Raw genomic sequence first — 12,757 nt, 5'->3', positions numbered from 1 at the left:
AAGCGGAGCGGTTTTCAGTCAATAGAGGGGGTTTCGGGGCCCTTTCGTTCCCCGAACAGCGACGATCCGACCCGGACATGGGTCGCGCCGAAGCGGATCGCGGTCTCATAGTCGCCGCTCATCCCCATCGACAGGGTCCCCAGGCCGTGGCGGCGCGCGATCTTTCGCAGCAGGGCGAAATGCGGTCCCGGCGCCTCGTCGGCGGGTGGAATGCACATCAGGCCCTCGACGATCAGGCTCGCGGCGCGGGCGCGGGCGATCAGGTCGCCGACGTCTCCGGGCAGGACGCCGGCCTTCTGCGGCTCGGCGCCGGTGTTGACCTGGACCAGGACGCGCACAGTCTTTCCGACGCGCGCGCCGGCAGCCGCAAGGGCGTCCGCCAGTTTCACCCGGTCCAGGGTCTCAATGACATCGAACAGGGCGACCGCGTCGGCGGCCTTGTTGGTCTGCAGGGGCCCGATCAGGCGCAGCTCGAGCCCGGCCAGGTCCCCCCGGCGCCCGCCCCAACGGGACTGCGCCTCCTGCACGCGGTTCTCGCCGAAGACGCGTTGGCCAGCCGCGAGGGCGGCATCGATCGCCTCGGGCGGCTGGGTCTTGGACACCGCCGTGAGAGTCACCTCGTCGGGGGCGCGGCCGGAGGCGCGGCAGGCTTCCGCGATCCGGCGGCGGACGATCTGGAGCCGCGCCGCGACAGCGCTGGACGGCAGGTCGGGTTCGGGGGAAGAGGAGATCATGAACCGGGCGGACGCCAAAATCCTGTGGGATGCCGCCTGCGTCCTCGCACGGGACGCCGGCAAAGTCAGCCGCGATGGCGATCGGGCGCCGCGGGACCTTCCGCCGCTGCTGTTCTTCACCGACCCGGACCAGACGCCTCGGCCCTGGGAGACGGCGGCGCGCCTGCCGGCCGGCGCGGGCGTGGTGTTCCGGTCTTTCGGCCGGGTGGATGCGCATGAGACCGCGCTGCGCCTGCGTGAGGCCACGCGGGGCCGCGGCGTTCTGCTGCTGATCGGGCTGGACGCCGCCCTGGCCGAGGCGGTCGGCGCCGACGGCGTCCACCTGCCAGAGCGGGCGCTGGACCAGGCGACCGCGCTCGCGGCGGCCCGGCCCGATTGGCGCATTACCGGCGCGGCGCATTCAAGGGCGGCATTGGGCGCATCAGGCCTGGATGCGCTGGTCGTGTCGCCGGTCTTTCCGACCCGGGGGCCCTCAGCGGGCCGCGCACACTTGGGAGTCGTAGGCTTCAGCGAGCTGGTCCGCGCCGCGCCCTGCCCGGTCTACGCCCTCGGCGGGATCGGAAGCGGCAATGCGCGCACCCTGATCGGCTCAGGCGCGTGCGGACTGGCGGGGGTTTCGGCGATCCAGGCGGCCTTCGGGCCGGCCTGATCAGGCTCTAGAACCGGAAGATCGATTCCAGCCGGAAGCGCGGTGCGGCGCGGCGGTCAGTCTGCGGCGCGCGGGCCGGATCGGTCTCGGGCTCGGCCAGACCGGCGGTGGCGCCGACGCGCAGGCGGGGGTTGACGCGGTAATAGGCTCCGGCCTCAACGTCGCCGAGGGTGCTGTCGCGGCCCACCGGCTGGCTCAGGTTGAGATCCAGACCCCAACGCCCCCGTTCGGTGAACCGCAGACGCGAGGCTCCGGGTTGAGCCGCCGCGGCGCGCGCAGCCTGGGCATCGTTCAGGGACACGGCGGGCGTGCGAGCGCGCGCGGACGCGCCAGTGGCCTGGGCCGAGGCGATGTCGGCCACGGCCAGGAGCGAGAGCCCCGCGGCCATTCCAACGATCAAGGCGCTCGTCTTGCGCGTCATGCGGCGCATATCCTGCCCTTCACATCACAACAGGGAACGTCGTGATCCCCAGCAGATAGACACCGCTGGTCAGCCTGGTCAACGGAACGGCGCCGCCGGGACCCGGTTCCCTGCGACTCTGGAAGACTCCTGTGGCGCGAGCGTCACGCGAATCCGCCCCCGCGGCCCGATCCGCCCCCCGATCGCCGCGGGCCTCCGCGTCGAATGCGTCTTCGCCTTGTCATAGCCCCTTTTCGCCGTGTTATAGAGCGACGCTTCGGCTTGCCCGTGTTCGGGAGGGCCAGCGCGTGCGTTGGAACCGGTCCGCTGCACGTCATGATCGAATGGAGATGTCTCGATGGTGCTGGTTCGCGGCGCAGCGGTCGCCCTGATCGCCTCGGGTCTGATGCTGGGCGGATGCGGCGGTCTTCCCGGCATGGGCGGAGGCTCGCAGGCGGCGGCATCGGCCCAGACGGGCATCGGCGTCAACGCCTATCTCTGGCGCGCCACGCTGGACACGCTGAGCTTCATGCCGCTGGCCAACGCCGATCCCTGGGGCGGCGTCATCAACTACGGCTGGTACATCGACCCGCAGACGCCCAACGAGCGTTTCAAGGCGACCGTCTTCATCCTCGACCGTCGTCTTCGCGCCGACGCTCTGAACGTCAGCATCACCAAACAGGTCCTGCGCCCCGGCTGCACGCCCAATCCGGCTGACGCCGACGCGGAAGTCGACACCGCCGGCTGCTGGACCGGCGCCCGGGTCGCGGCCCAGACCGAGACCGATCTGGAAAACGCCATCCTGACCAAGGCGCGTCAGCTCAACCTTTCCAACGCCGGCTGACGGCCCTCCCCATCGACTAGCCTCCGTCGGGCCTGTTCCTGAAGGAGCAGCCTGAAAGACTCCCGTGGCCAAGACCCCGGTTCGCTACGAACCCAAGACCGCCGAACCCCGCCAGCAGGCCCGCTGGGCGGCCGCCGATGCCTTCCGCATGCCCACCGAGGGCACCGGGCGGCCGAAATACTATGTGCTGGAGATGTTCCCCTATCCGTCGGGGGCCATCCACATGGGCCACGCCCGCAACTACGTCATGGGCGACGTGGTGGCGCGGTCTAAGCGGGCGCAGGGCTTCGATGTCCTGCACCCGATGGGCTGGGACGCCTTCGGACTTCCGGCCGAAAACGCGGCGATCGAGCGCGGCATCCATCCCGGCGACTGGACCTGGTCCAATATCGCCGCCATGCGCGACCAGCTGAAGCTGCTGGGTCTGTCGCTGGACTGGAGCCGCGAGTTCGCCACCTGCGACCCGGCCTATTACGGCAAGCAACAGGCCTGGTTCCTCGAGCTGCTCAAGCGCGGTCTGGTCTATCGCAAGGACTCGGTGGTCAACTGGGATCCGGTCGACAATACGGTTCTCGCCAATGAGCAGGTGGTCGACGGCCGCGGCTGGCGCTCCGGCGCCGTGGTCGAGAAGCGCAAGCTGAACCAGTGGTTCCTGCGCATCACCGACTACGCCGACGATCTGATCGAGGGCCTGAAGGAACTGGAAGGCCGCTGGCCCGACAAGGTCCGGCTGATGCAGGAGAACTGGATCGGCAAGAGCCGCGGCGCCACCCTCTGGTGGGATATCGCCGATGCTCCCGCCGTCCTGCCGGCGTCCGCGCCGGGCGAGCCCAACCACGCGCGCGACCCCGTAGAGATCTACACCACCCGGCCCGACACCCTGTTCGGGGCCAGCTTCCTGGCGCTCGCGCCGGACCATCCGCTGACCAAGGCCATCGCCGCGCACCGGCCCGACGTGGCGGAATTCGTGGCGGCCTGCGCCCGGTCGGGGACCAGCGAAGCCGATATCGAGAAGGCAGAGAAACTGGGTGTCGATCTCGGCGTCCGCGTCCGCCACCCGTTCGACCCCGACCGTACCGTGCCGGTCTGGGCAGCCAATTTCGTTCTGTCGACCTACGGGTCCGGAGCCATCTTCGGTTGCCCGGCCCACGATCAGCGAGACCTCGACTTCGCCCGCAAATACGGCTTGCCCGTCGTCCCGGTCGTGAGACCGGATGACGCCTCTGCTGATTTCGGTGTCGAAACAGAAGCTTACGTTGGCCCCGGTCGGCTGTTCAACTCCGATTTCATGGACGGGCTCGAGGTCGAGGCCGCCAAGGCCGCTGCCATCGCCCGGCTCGAAGCGGCCGGTCAGGGCGAGGGCGCGACCCTCTACCGCCTGCGCGACTGGGGTGTCAGCCGTCAGCGCTACTGGGGATGTCCCATCCCCGTGATCCATTGTGAAAAGTGCGGTCCGGTCGGCGTTCCGGCCGACCAGCTGCCAGTCGAGCTGCCCAAGGACGTGACCTTCGACACGCCCGGCAACCCGCTCGATCGCCACCCGACCTGGAAGCACGTCGCCTGCCCGTCCTGCGGCGGCAAGGCGGTGCGTGAGACCGACACACTCGACACATTCGTCGACTCCAGCTGGTATTTCGCCCGCTTCACCGATCCGACCGCGGCCGAGCCGATCTCCCGCGCCGCCGCCGACAAATGGCTGCCGGTCGACCAGTATATCGGCGGGGTCGAGCACGCGGTGCTGCACCTGCTCTACGCCCGCTTCATCAGCCGCGCCCTCTCCGACGCCGGCCTGATGTCGGTGCGCGAACCCTTCGCCGGCCTGTTCACCCAGGGGATGGTGGTCCACGAGACCTACCGCCGCGCCGACGGCGCCTGGGTCGAGCCGACGGATGTCGATCTCACCAATGACGCCGGCCATCGCTCGGCCCGCCAGCTCTCGACCGGTGAAGCCCTGACGATCGGCGACATCGAGAAGATGTCCAAGTCGAAGAAGAACGTCGTCGCCCCGCAGGAGATCGTCGACACCTATGGCGTGGACGCCGGCCGACTGTTCGTCCTGTCCGACAGCCCGCCCGAACGTGACGTGCAATGGACGCCCGGCGGCGTCGAGGGTGCGGCCCGCTTCGTGCAGCGCGTCTGGACCGAGGTCGACGGCTTCGATCCCGACGCCCCCGCCCATGAGTCTGACGCCGCCCTGATCCGCGAGACCCACAAGGCGATCAAGGCCGTGTCCGAGGGCGTCAGCGGTTTCCGCTTCAACTCGGCCATCGCCAAACTCTATGCCTTCGTCGCCACCGTGCGCGATCACGGCGCGGCGGGCGGCGCGGCGCGGCGTCAGGCCCTGTCGGCCCTGGTCCGGCTGGTCGCCCCCTTCACCCCCCACCTGGCCGAGGAGTGCTGGACGCGGCTCGGCGAAGAGGGGATGGTGCTGGACGCGCCCTGGCCGGAATTCGACCCGGCGCTGGCGGCCGACGACGAGGTGATCCTGCCCATCCAGGTCAACGGCAAGCGCCGCGGCGAAATCCGCGTCGCCCGTGGGCTGGAGCCGGCCGAGGTCGAGGCCATCGTCATGGCGGACGCCGACGTGCAGGCGCGGCTGGAGGGTCAGACGGTGAGGAAGATCGTGGTGGTCAAGGATCGCATCGTCAATCTGGTGGTCGGCTGATGCGCCGCCTTGCCCTGGCGGCTGTCGCGATTGTGGGACTGGCCGGTTGCGGCTTTACGCCTCTGTACGGCGACGCCGGGACAGGTTCCTCGCTGTCTCGCATCTCCGTCACCACCCAGGACGACCGTCTCGGCTACCGGGTCCGTGAACAGCTCGAGGACGCCCTCGGCCGCAACGGCGCCGAGACGCCGCTGTGGCGGCTGCAGACCACCCTCGACCAATCGCGCCGTCCGCTCGGCCGGCGCATCGACGACACCGCCACCCGCTATGAGCTGACCTTGCGCGGCGCCTGGGTCCTGACTCCGGCGAACGGCGGACCCGCCGTCTCGGGCGTCGAGACCGTGACCACCACCTATGCCGCGGCCGACCAGCCCTTCGCCGCCATCGCCGCCCAGCAGGACGGCGAGGAGCGCGCCGCGGCCGAACTGGCGCGCCTGATCCGGCTCGACGTGATGCGGGCCCTGTCAAACCAGCCATGATTCCCGCCCGATGATCCTGGCGAAACGCCCCGAGGTCGACCGCTTCCTGAAATCGCCGGACCGGGGCGTCCGCGCCGCCGTCATCCATGGCAAGGACCGGTCGGGCGTCGGCGAACGCGCCGAGATCCTGTGCAAGGCGATCACGCCCGATCTCAACGATCCCTTCAACGTCACCGTCCTGACCGACAGCGACATCGACGGCGACGAGGCCCGGCTGGAAGAGGCCCTGACCGCGCTGTCGATGATCGGCGGCCGCAGGCTGGTCCGGGTCCGGCTGGGATCGGAGAAGGCCGCGATCGACAAGCTGCTGGCCGCCGCGCTCAAGGTCCACGCCGAGGGCGGCTACAATCCCGACGCCATGCTGGTGATCGAGGCCGGCGCGCTCGGACGTGACTCAGCCCTGCGCAAGGCGGCCGAGGCGTCGCCGGGCGCCGTCGGCATCGCCTGCTATGAAGACGAGACCGGCGACGTCGCCCGCATGACCCGCGAGGCCCTGGCGGCGGACAAGGTCGGCCTGACCGGCGACGCCCTCGACCGGTTCGTCAGCCGCCTGCCGCGCGAACGCGGCCTGATGCGTCAGGAGATCGAGCGTCTGGCTCTCTACATCGGCCCGGGCTCCGGCAAGACCATCGATGTGGAAGAGCTGGAGCGGCATCTGGGGGTCGAAGCTGACGCCTCCCTGCAGGACGCGGCGCTCCAGGCCTTCGGCGGTCGGCCCGCACCGGCTCAGTCAGGCCTGAGGCGCGCCCTCGCCGAAGGGGAATCGCCTGTCATGGCGGTGAGACAAGCCTCGATCCATCTCGGCAAGCTGCGCCGGATCAATGTGCTGCAGTCCAACGGCGCTGGAGCCAAGGAGGCGGCCAAGGCGGCCGGCGTGTTCTGGAAACAGGAGGCCGAAATGCTGCGCCAGGCGCGCAGCTGGCGGCTGGAAGACCTCGACCGCGTGCTCGACAGCGTCAATACGGCTGATGTGGCGACCAAGACGACGGGGTCGCCGGACCAGCTGATCGCGGAGCGGCTGCTGCTGGAGATTTCCGCGCGGGCCCGGCGGCTGGGGCTCTAGCCCCGCTTCGACGCCTTGCGGAAGGCGGGCTTGGCAAGCGCGGCGCTGCGCGCCTGCTGCGCCTTCTCCTCGGCCCGGGCGGAGCCCTGCAGGCCCCCATGCGATGGACCGCCGCCGGCCTTCTTGGCGGCGAGGGCGCGCTTCATGGCTTCGGCGGTCGGGTTGGAAGGCTTGTCGGTCATGTCCTCAGCCTAGCACAAACCGGCCTCAGCCGCGCATCAATCGGCGGCACAAGTCGTCGAGCTGCTCAAGGGAGCCATAGCGGATGGTCAGCTCCCCCTTGCCGCCGCGGTCGGCCAGTTCGACCTTGAGGCCGAGAGCGTCGGCCAGATCCTGCTCGAGTGCGGCGACATCCGCGGAGGTCTCGCCGCCGGCCGGCGAAGCGCCCGGCTTGCGGCTCTTCGGGCCGTCGGCCTCGCGACGCGCCAGCGCTTCGGCCTGACGGACGTTCAGCCCCTCGGCCACGATCCGGTCGGCCAGGGTCACGGGATCCGGCGCTGTGATCAGGGCCCGCGCATGACCGGCGCTCAGCTTGCCGGTGCGGACATGGTCCAGCACCGCCTCGGGCAGCTGCAGCAGACGCAGGGTGTTGGCCACATGGCTGCGGCTCTTGCCGACCACGCCGGCGACGGCGTCCTGGGTGCGGCCGAACCGGTCCATCAGCAGGCGATAGGCGTCGGCCTCCTCCAGCGGATTGAGGTCGGCGCGCTGGACGTTCTCGATGATGGCGACCTCGAACACCGCGACGTCATCCATCTCCTTGACGATGATCGGGGCCTCGGTGAGCCGGGCCATCTGCGCCGCACGCCAGCGGCGTTCGCCGGCGATGATCTGCCAAACCCCATCCTCCTTCGGATGAGACCGGACCAGAATGGGTTGAAGCACGCCCTTGTCGCGGATCGACGCGGCCAATTCCTCCAGGTCATCGCGGTCGAAGATCTTGCGCGGCTGATCGGGATTGGGCTTGAGGCTCTCGATGGGCGCCATCTGAACGCCGACCGGCGTAGCGGCGCCGTCGACCGGGGCGCTCTCGGCGACCTGTTCTCCGAGAAGGGCGGAGAGACCCCGGCCGAGACCGCGCTGACGTTCGCTCAACTGATTGTTTCCGTTCTTCTAATCGTTCTCACGCGGCCTGGAGCCGGCGGGATTTTTCGCGGGCCACGACCTCGCGGGCGAGGCGCAGATAGGCCTGGCTGCCGGCGCATTTCAGGTCGTAGATCAGGGCCGGCTTGCCGAACGACGGCGCTTCGGCCACGCGGACGTTCCGCGGGATCACCGCCTCATAGACCTTGTCGCCGAAATGCGCCCGGACATCGGCCGCGACCTGCCCCGACAGGGTGCTGCGCCGGTCGTACATGGTCAGGACCAGGCCCTGGATTTCCAGCGTGGGGTTCAGGCTCTGCCGCACCATTTCGATCGTCTTCATCAGCTGGGTCAGGCCCTCAAGCGCGAAGAACTCACACTGCAACGGCACCAGAACGGCGTCGGCGGCGGCCATGGCGTTGAGCGTCAACAGGTTGAGCGAGGGTGGGCAGTCGATCAGCACATAGTCATACCGGGTCTGACCTTCTGCCCCCTGCCCCTGCAGCGCATCGCGCAGACGGAAGGAGCGCCGATCGGCCTGGCTGAGCTCGATCTCCACGCCCGACATGTCGGCGTCGGCGGGAACGATATCCAGACCCGGAACTGTGGTCGGTACGGCGGACTCATCAACCGAACGCCCGTCCACGATGACGTCATAGATGGTGACCCGGCGTGTTTCACGTGGAACACCCAGACCCGTTGAGGCATTGCCCTGCGGGTCCATGTCGACAATCAGGACCTTTTCACCGATCGCGGCGAGGGCCGTGCCGAGGTTGATGGCCGTGGTGGTCTTGCCCACCCCGCCCTTCTGATTGGACACCGCGAGGACGCGGGTCTTACCGGCTTTGAACACGTCGGAGGCTCCGGACGGAAACGATACGGCCGCGCGGGTCACTGCGCGAAACGGAGAGGTCGCTGTCGAACTGCCAGACCTTGCGGGCTTCGATCAACTCAACCTCCGCCTTTTCCCCCTTGAGAAACAGCCCCTGTGCGCCCCGTTGTAGATAAGGCTGTGCATAGCCCAGCAACCGGTCCATCGGTGCGAGGGCGCGGGCGGTGACGACATCGGCCTTGATCCGTTGCTCCTCGGCCCGACCGTTGACGACCGTCGCGCGCAGGGACAGGGCGTCGACCACCTCCTGCAGGAAGCGACAGCGTTTGCCGAGACTGTCGATCAGCCAGACGTGACTGTCAGACCGGTCCTTCAGCAGGATGGCGAGGACCAGTCCGGGGAAGCCCGCGCCGGCGCCGAGATCGGCCCAGGTCGCAGCTTCCGGCGCGAGATCGAGCAACTGGGCAGAGTCGAAGATGTGCCGGCTCCAGACGTCGGGAATCGTGTCCGGTCCGACCAGGTTCATGACCGCATTGGCTGCGGTCAGCCGCTCGATCAGCGTATCGAGATCGGCCATCTGCGCCGGGGTGGCGGCGCGCAGGGCCTGGAATTCGGAGGGAGTCATGCCGCGTCTCCTCCCCCTCTTGGGGGAGGGGGACCATGCGAAGCATGGTGGAAAGGGCTCTCCCCCTCCGTCACGCCGCTGACGCGGCGCGACACCTCCCCCAAAGGGGGGCGGAGACAGATCGCCGAACTTCTCACGCCGCGACCTTCGCCTTCTTCACATGCGACAGCAGCGCCGTCAGGGCGCCGGGAGTCATCCCCTCGATCCGACCGGCCTGACCCAGGGTGCGGGGCTGGATGAGGGTGAGCTTCTCACGGACCTCATTGGAGAGACTGCCGATGGCGGCGTAGTCGAGGTCAACAGGCAGGGCCAGCGCCTCTTCATGGCGCAGGGCCGCGGCGTCCGAGGCCTGACGGTCGAGGTAGCCCGCATAGCCGGCGTCGATCTCGACCTGTTGTCGGACCTGGGGGGACCAGGCCGCGATCTCCGGTCGGATCGCTTTGAAGGTGTCCAGAGTCACACCGGGGAAGGCCAGAAGGTCGCGAATGGAGCGGCGCTGACCATCAGCGTTGACGTGGATCCTGAGAGCCGCGGCCTCCTTCGGCGTGAACACGGTTTCACGTGAAACAACGGCCGCTTCCGCAAGCTGGGCGGCCTTGGCCGCGAAAGCCCCGGCGCGCTGTCTCGAGACGAGTCCGCTGTTGATCGCCAGGGGAGTCAACCGTTGATCGGCATTGTCGGCGCGGAGGGTCAGCCGGTACTCGGCCCGGCTGGTGAACATCCGGTAGGGCTCGGTCACCCCACGTGTGACCAGGTCATCGACCATGACGCCGATATAGGCCTCATCCCGCCCGAGGATCACCGGATCGGACCCGGCGGCGGCGCGGGCGGCATTCAGCCCGGCAAGCAGGCCCTGGGCGCCGGCTTCCTCATAACCCGTGGTCCCGTTGATCTGGCCGGCCAGATACAGGCCGGGACGCTTCTTGACCTCCAGCGCCGGGGTCAGTTCGCGCGGGTCGACGTAGTCGTATTCGATCGCATAGCCGAAGCGGAACACCTCGACCGCCTCCAGACCCGGGATGGTCCGCAGGAAGGCCGCCTGGGTGGCATCTGACACCGAAGTCGAAATCCCGTTCGGGTAAACCGTCGGGTCGTCCAGCCCCTCGGGCTCGAGGAAGATCTGGTGCGAGGTCTTGTCGGCGAACCGGACCACCTTGTCCTCGATCGAGGGGCAGTAGCGAGGACCCCGGCCCGACAGGTGGCCGCCATAGACGGCGCTGTCGCCGAGGTTGTCGGCGATGATCCGGTGGGTGGCCTCGGTCGTATGGGTGACGCCACAGGCGATCTGGGGCACGTCGATCCGGTCGGTCAGGAAGCTGAACGGCACCGGCTCGGCGTCGGCCTGCTGCATCTCCAGCCGGTCCCAGCCGATGGTCCGGCCGTCCAGCCGCGCGGGGGTTCCGGTCTTGAGCCGGCCCATCTGCAGGCCGGCGCCGTACAGGTCGGCGGCGAGGCCCGTCGATGGCGCCTCGCCGTGTCGGCCGGCAGGGATGCGCTGGTCGCCCTTGTGGATGACGCCGTTGAGAAAGGTCCCCGTGGTCAGGACGACGGCGGCCGCGCGGACCTCGGTCCCCTCCCCCGTGACCACGCCTGCGACGCGATCGCCATCCAGCATCAGCCGTTCGGCTGTGCCGGCCATCAGTGTCAGGTTGGGCGTCTGCGCGAGCTCGGCCTGCATGGCTTCGCGGTAGAGGCGCCGATCGATCTGGCTGCGCGGACCCTGGACCGCCGCGCCTTTCGACCGGTTGAGCAGGCGAAACTGGATCCCGGCCTGGTCACCGAGCCGGGCCATCAGCCCGTCCATGGCGTCGATCTCCCGGACCAGATGGCCCTTGCCGAGTCCGCCGATGGCCGGGTTGCAGGACATCTCGCCGATGGTCTCGAGTTTCTGGGTCAAAAGAACGGTGCGCGCACCCGCGCGCGCGGATGCCGCCGCGGCCTCGCAGCCGGCGTGACCGCCGCCGATGACAATGACGTCAAAACCCTTCATGGGCGGGCACATAGGGCAAAACCGGCCCAACCGCCACCTTGGCCGCAAGGGTGTTTCACGTGAAACGACTCACTTGCCGATGCAGAAGGTCGAGAACACTTCGCCGAGAATGTCCTCAACGCCGATGGCGCCGGTCACGCGGGCCAGGGCATCGGCCGCACGGCGCAGGTCATCCCCCGCCATTTCGGGGGCGACCTCGAGCGCGGCACGGCCCGCCTCGGCGGCCGCCAGGGCTTCCACCAAGCGACGACGATGTCTCTCGCGCGTGACAGCCGGAAAATCGGCGCCGGAAAGGTCTCGGGCCAGCCGCGCCGCGATCCAGTCGTGGAGCTCGGCCAGACCCAGCCCGGTCGTGGTGCTGATCGAAAGGGTTTCATACCCGGCCACCGACGGGGCGAGGCCCAGATCGGCCTTGGTCAGGACCAGGAGATCGCCGGCCCGCGCAAAACCGGCGGCGTCGCCTTCCTCGTCGTCGGGACCGCGGACCCACAGACGGAGGTCCGCCGCTTCGGCCCGCGCCCTCGCGCGGCGCACCCCCTCCGCCTCGACCGGGTCCGCGCTGTCGCGGAGGCCGGCGGTGTCGGACAGGGTCACGGCGTAGCCGCCGATGATCAGGTCGGCGTCGAGCACATCCCGCGTGGTCCCGGCGATCGGCGTGACGATGGCCGCCTCGCGCGCGACGAGGGCGTTGAACAGGGAGGATTTGCCGGCGTTGGTCTCGCCGATCAGGACGATCCGATAGCCCTCTCGCACCCGCTCGCCACGGCGGGCGTCGGCGAGGGCGGCCTTCAGGTCGGCGATGAGCCGGTCGAGCACAGGACCGGCGGTCCGCGCCAGATTGTCGGGAACTTCCTCGTCCGGAAAGTCGATCTCGGCCTCGATCAGCGCCAAGGCGGTCAGCAGATCACGGCGGAATCCGGCATAGGTCTGGCTCAGCGCCCCGTCGAGCTGACCCAGCGCCTGAGCGGCTTGGGCCGCCGTCTCGGCGTCGATCAGATCAGCGACGGCTTCGGCCTGGGCCAGGTCCATGCGGCCGTTCTCGAAGGCCCGTCGGGTGAACTCGCCGGGATCAGCGGGTCGCAGGCCGAGGGCGACCAGGGCATCGGCCGCCGCCTCGACCACGGCGCGACCGCCGTGCAGGTGCAGTTCGGCGCAGTCCTCGCCGGTGTAGGAATTCGGCGCCGGGAAACGGAGGACCAAGGCCTGGTCGATCGGCCGACCGTCGTGGACGAGGTCGCGCAGGGCGGCGTATCGCGGCTTCAGCCCTCCGGCGCCGAGGGCGGCCAGAGCGGCGTCTGTCCCCGGGCCAGACAGGCGCAGGATGGCGATAGCGCCCCGTCCAGGCGGGGTGGCAAGGGCGAAGATGGTGTTCATGCCGTGTCTCCTCCCCATG

13 protein-coding genes are annotated in these 12,757 nt (G+C 69.2%); 5 read left to right on the top strand and 8 right to left on the bottom strand.

Annotated elements, in window-relative coordinates:
• Positions 1–14: 14 nt before the first annotated feature.
• The gene (locus B2742_RS05585; RefSeq protein ID WP_292063907.1) at positions 15–734 is read right to left on the bottom strand and encodes a YggS family pyridoxal phosphate-dependent enzyme; all 720 of its coding nucleotides are present in this window, start codon (positions 732–734) and stop codon (positions 15–17) included.
• On the opposite strand from B2742_RS05585, the gene B2742_RS05580 reads away from it, so the two are divergent.
• The gene (locus B2742_RS05580; RefSeq protein WP_292063906.1) at positions 733–1,383 is read left to right on the top strand and encodes a thiamine phosphate synthase; all 651 of its coding nucleotides are present in this window, start codon (positions 733–735) and stop codon (positions 1,381–1,383) included. The two genes, B2742_RS05585 and B2742_RS05580, sit on opposite strands and share 2 nt — an antisense overlap.
• 7 nt (positions 1,384–1,390) lie before the next feature.
• On the opposite strand, the gene B2742_RS05575 is transcribed toward B2742_RS05580, so the two are convergent.
• Positions 1,391–1,804: an NtrZ family periplasmic regulatory protein gene (locus B2742_RS05575; RefSeq protein WP_292063905.1), complete on the bottom strand. Its 414-nt coding sequence runs from the start codon at positions 1,802–1,804 to the stop codon at positions 1,391–1,393.
• Positions 1,805–2,141: 337 nt separating this feature from the next.
• Here B2742_RS05575 and B2742_RS05570 point away from each other — a divergent pair, with 337 nt between their 5' ends.
• The 4 genes from B2742_RS05570 to holA all read left to right on the top strand — a co-directional run bounded on the left by B2742_RS05570 (position 2,142) and on the right by holA (position 6,834).
• A complete protein-coding gene (locus B2742_RS05570; protein WP_292063903.1) occupies positions 2,142–2,627 on the top strand; it encodes a DUF3576 domain-containing protein in 486 nt (161 codons plus the stop codon).
• A 64-nt stretch (positions 2,628–2,691) separates the two neighbouring features.
• Entirely contained in the window at positions 2,692–5,292 is a 2,601-nt protein-coding gene (gene leuS, locus B2742_RS05565) for a leucine--tRNA ligase (protein ID WP_292063901.1), read from the top strand.
• Entirely contained in the window at positions 5,292–5,771 is a 480-nt protein-coding gene (lptE, locus tag B2742_RS05560) for an LPS assembly lipoprotein LptE (RefSeq protein WP_292063899.1), read from the top strand. The genes leuS and lptE overlap by 1 nt, the downstream gene beginning before the upstream one ends.
• Positions 5,772–5,781: 10 nt before the next feature.
• Positions 5,782–6,834, top strand: a complete 1,053-nt coding sequence (gene holA, locus B2742_RS05555; RefSeq protein ID WP_292063897.1) for a DNA polymerase III subunit delta — start codon at positions 5,782–5,784, stop codon at positions 6,832–6,834.
• Here the strand turns inward: holA and B2742_RS05550 are convergent.
• From B2742_RS05550 to mnmE, 6 genes are all read right to left on the bottom strand, one after another.
• The gene (locus B2742_RS05550) at positions 6,831–7,016 is read right to left on the bottom strand and encodes a hypothetical protein (protein ID WP_292063895.1); all 186 of its coding nucleotides are present in this window, start codon (positions 7,014–7,016) and stop codon (positions 6,831–6,833) included. The genes holA and B2742_RS05550 overlap by 4 nt on opposite strands.
• A gap of 25 nt (positions 7,017–7,041) precedes the next feature.
• Complete coding sequence (locus tag B2742_RS05545) at positions 7,042–7,929, bottom strand: ParB/RepB/Spo0J family partition protein (protein WP_292063893.1); 888 nt, start codon at positions 7,927–7,929, stop codon at positions 7,042–7,044.
• Between the two features lie 28 nt (positions 7,930–7,957).
• The gene (locus B2742_RS05540; RefSeq protein WP_292063891.1) at positions 7,958–8,770 is read right to left on the bottom strand and encodes a ParA family protein; all 813 of its coding nucleotides are present in this window, start codon (positions 8,768–8,770) and stop codon (positions 7,958–7,960) included.
• Positions 8,754–9,374, bottom strand: coding sequence for a 16S rRNA (guanine(527)-N(7))-methyltransferase RsmG (rsmG, locus tag B2742_RS05535; RefSeq protein WP_292063888.1), 621 nt, complete (start codon positions 9,372–9,374; stop codon positions 8,754–8,756). Before rsmG ends, B2742_RS05540 begins: the two co-directional genes overlap by 17 nt.
• A 133-nt stretch (positions 9,375–9,507) precedes the next feature.
• A complete protein-coding gene (gene mnmG, locus B2742_RS05530) occupies positions 9,508–11,364 on the bottom strand; it encodes a tRNA uridine-5-carboxymethylaminomethyl(34) synthesis enzyme MnmG (RefSeq protein WP_292063887.1) in 1,857 nt (618 codons plus the stop codon).
• Positions 11,365–11,433: 69 nt separating this feature from the next.
• The gene (gene mnmE / locus B2742_RS05525) at positions 11,434–12,738 is read right to left on the bottom strand and encodes a tRNA uridine-5-carboxymethylaminomethyl(34) synthesis GTPase MnmE (RefSeq protein ID WP_292063885.1); all 1,305 of its coding nucleotides are present in this window, start codon (positions 12,736–12,738) and stop codon (positions 11,434–11,436) included.
• Between the last annotated feature and the right edge of the window lie 19 nt (positions 12,739–12,757).

The organism is Brevundimonas sp. UBA7664 (assembly GCF_002483305.1).
In the GTDB taxonomy this organism is placed as follows: Bacteria; Pseudomonadota; Alphaproteobacteria; order Caulobacterales; family Caulobacteraceae; genus Brevundimonas.
The sequence above is the reverse complement of the archived record's forward strand: the minus strand, read 5'-3'. Positions and strand labels throughout refer to the sequence as shown.

What these genes read in the sequence shown, in the direction of transcription:
- B2742_RS05580 (WP_292063906.1), top strand. Translation starts at nt 733, where the DNA reads ATGAACCGGGCGGACGCCAAAATCCTGTGGGATGCCGCCTGCGTCCTC.
- B2742_RS05585 (WP_292063907.1), bottom strand. Translation starts at nt 734, where the DNA reads ATGATCTCCTCTTCCCCCGAACCCGACCTGCCGTCCAGCGCTGTCGCG.
- B2742_RS05575 (WP_292063905.1), bottom strand. Translation starts at nt 1,804, where the DNA reads ATGACGCGCAAGACGAGCGCCTTGATCGTTGGAATGGCCGCGGGGCTC.
- B2742_RS05570 (WP_292063903.1), top strand. Translation starts at nt 2,142, where the DNA reads ATGGTGCTGGTTCGCGGCGCAGCGGTCGCCCTGATCGCCTCGGGTCTG.
- lptE (WP_292063899.1), top strand. Translation starts at nt 5,292, where the DNA reads ATGCGCCGCCTTGCCCTGGCGGCTGTCGCGATTGTGGGACTGGCCGGT.
- holA (WP_292063897.1), top strand. Translation starts at nt 5,782, where the DNA reads ATGATCCTGGCGAAACGCCCCGAGGTCGACCGCTTCCTGAAATCGCCG.
- B2742_RS05550 (WP_292063895.1), bottom strand. Translation starts at nt 7,016, where the DNA reads ATGACCGACAAGCCTTCCAACCCGACCGCCGAAGCCATGAAGCGCGCC.
- rsmG (WP_292063888.1), bottom strand. Translation starts at nt 9,374, where the DNA reads ATGACTCCCTCCGAATTCCAGGCCCTGCGCGCCGCCACCCCGGCGCAG.
- mnmG (WP_292063887.1), bottom strand. Translation starts at nt 11,364, where the DNA reads ATGAAGGGTTTTGACGTCATTGTCATCGGCGGCGGTCACGCCGGCTGC.
- mnmE (WP_292063885.1), bottom strand. Translation starts at nt 12,738, where the DNA reads ATGAACACCATCTTCGCCCTTGCCACCCCGCCTGGACGGGGCGCTATC.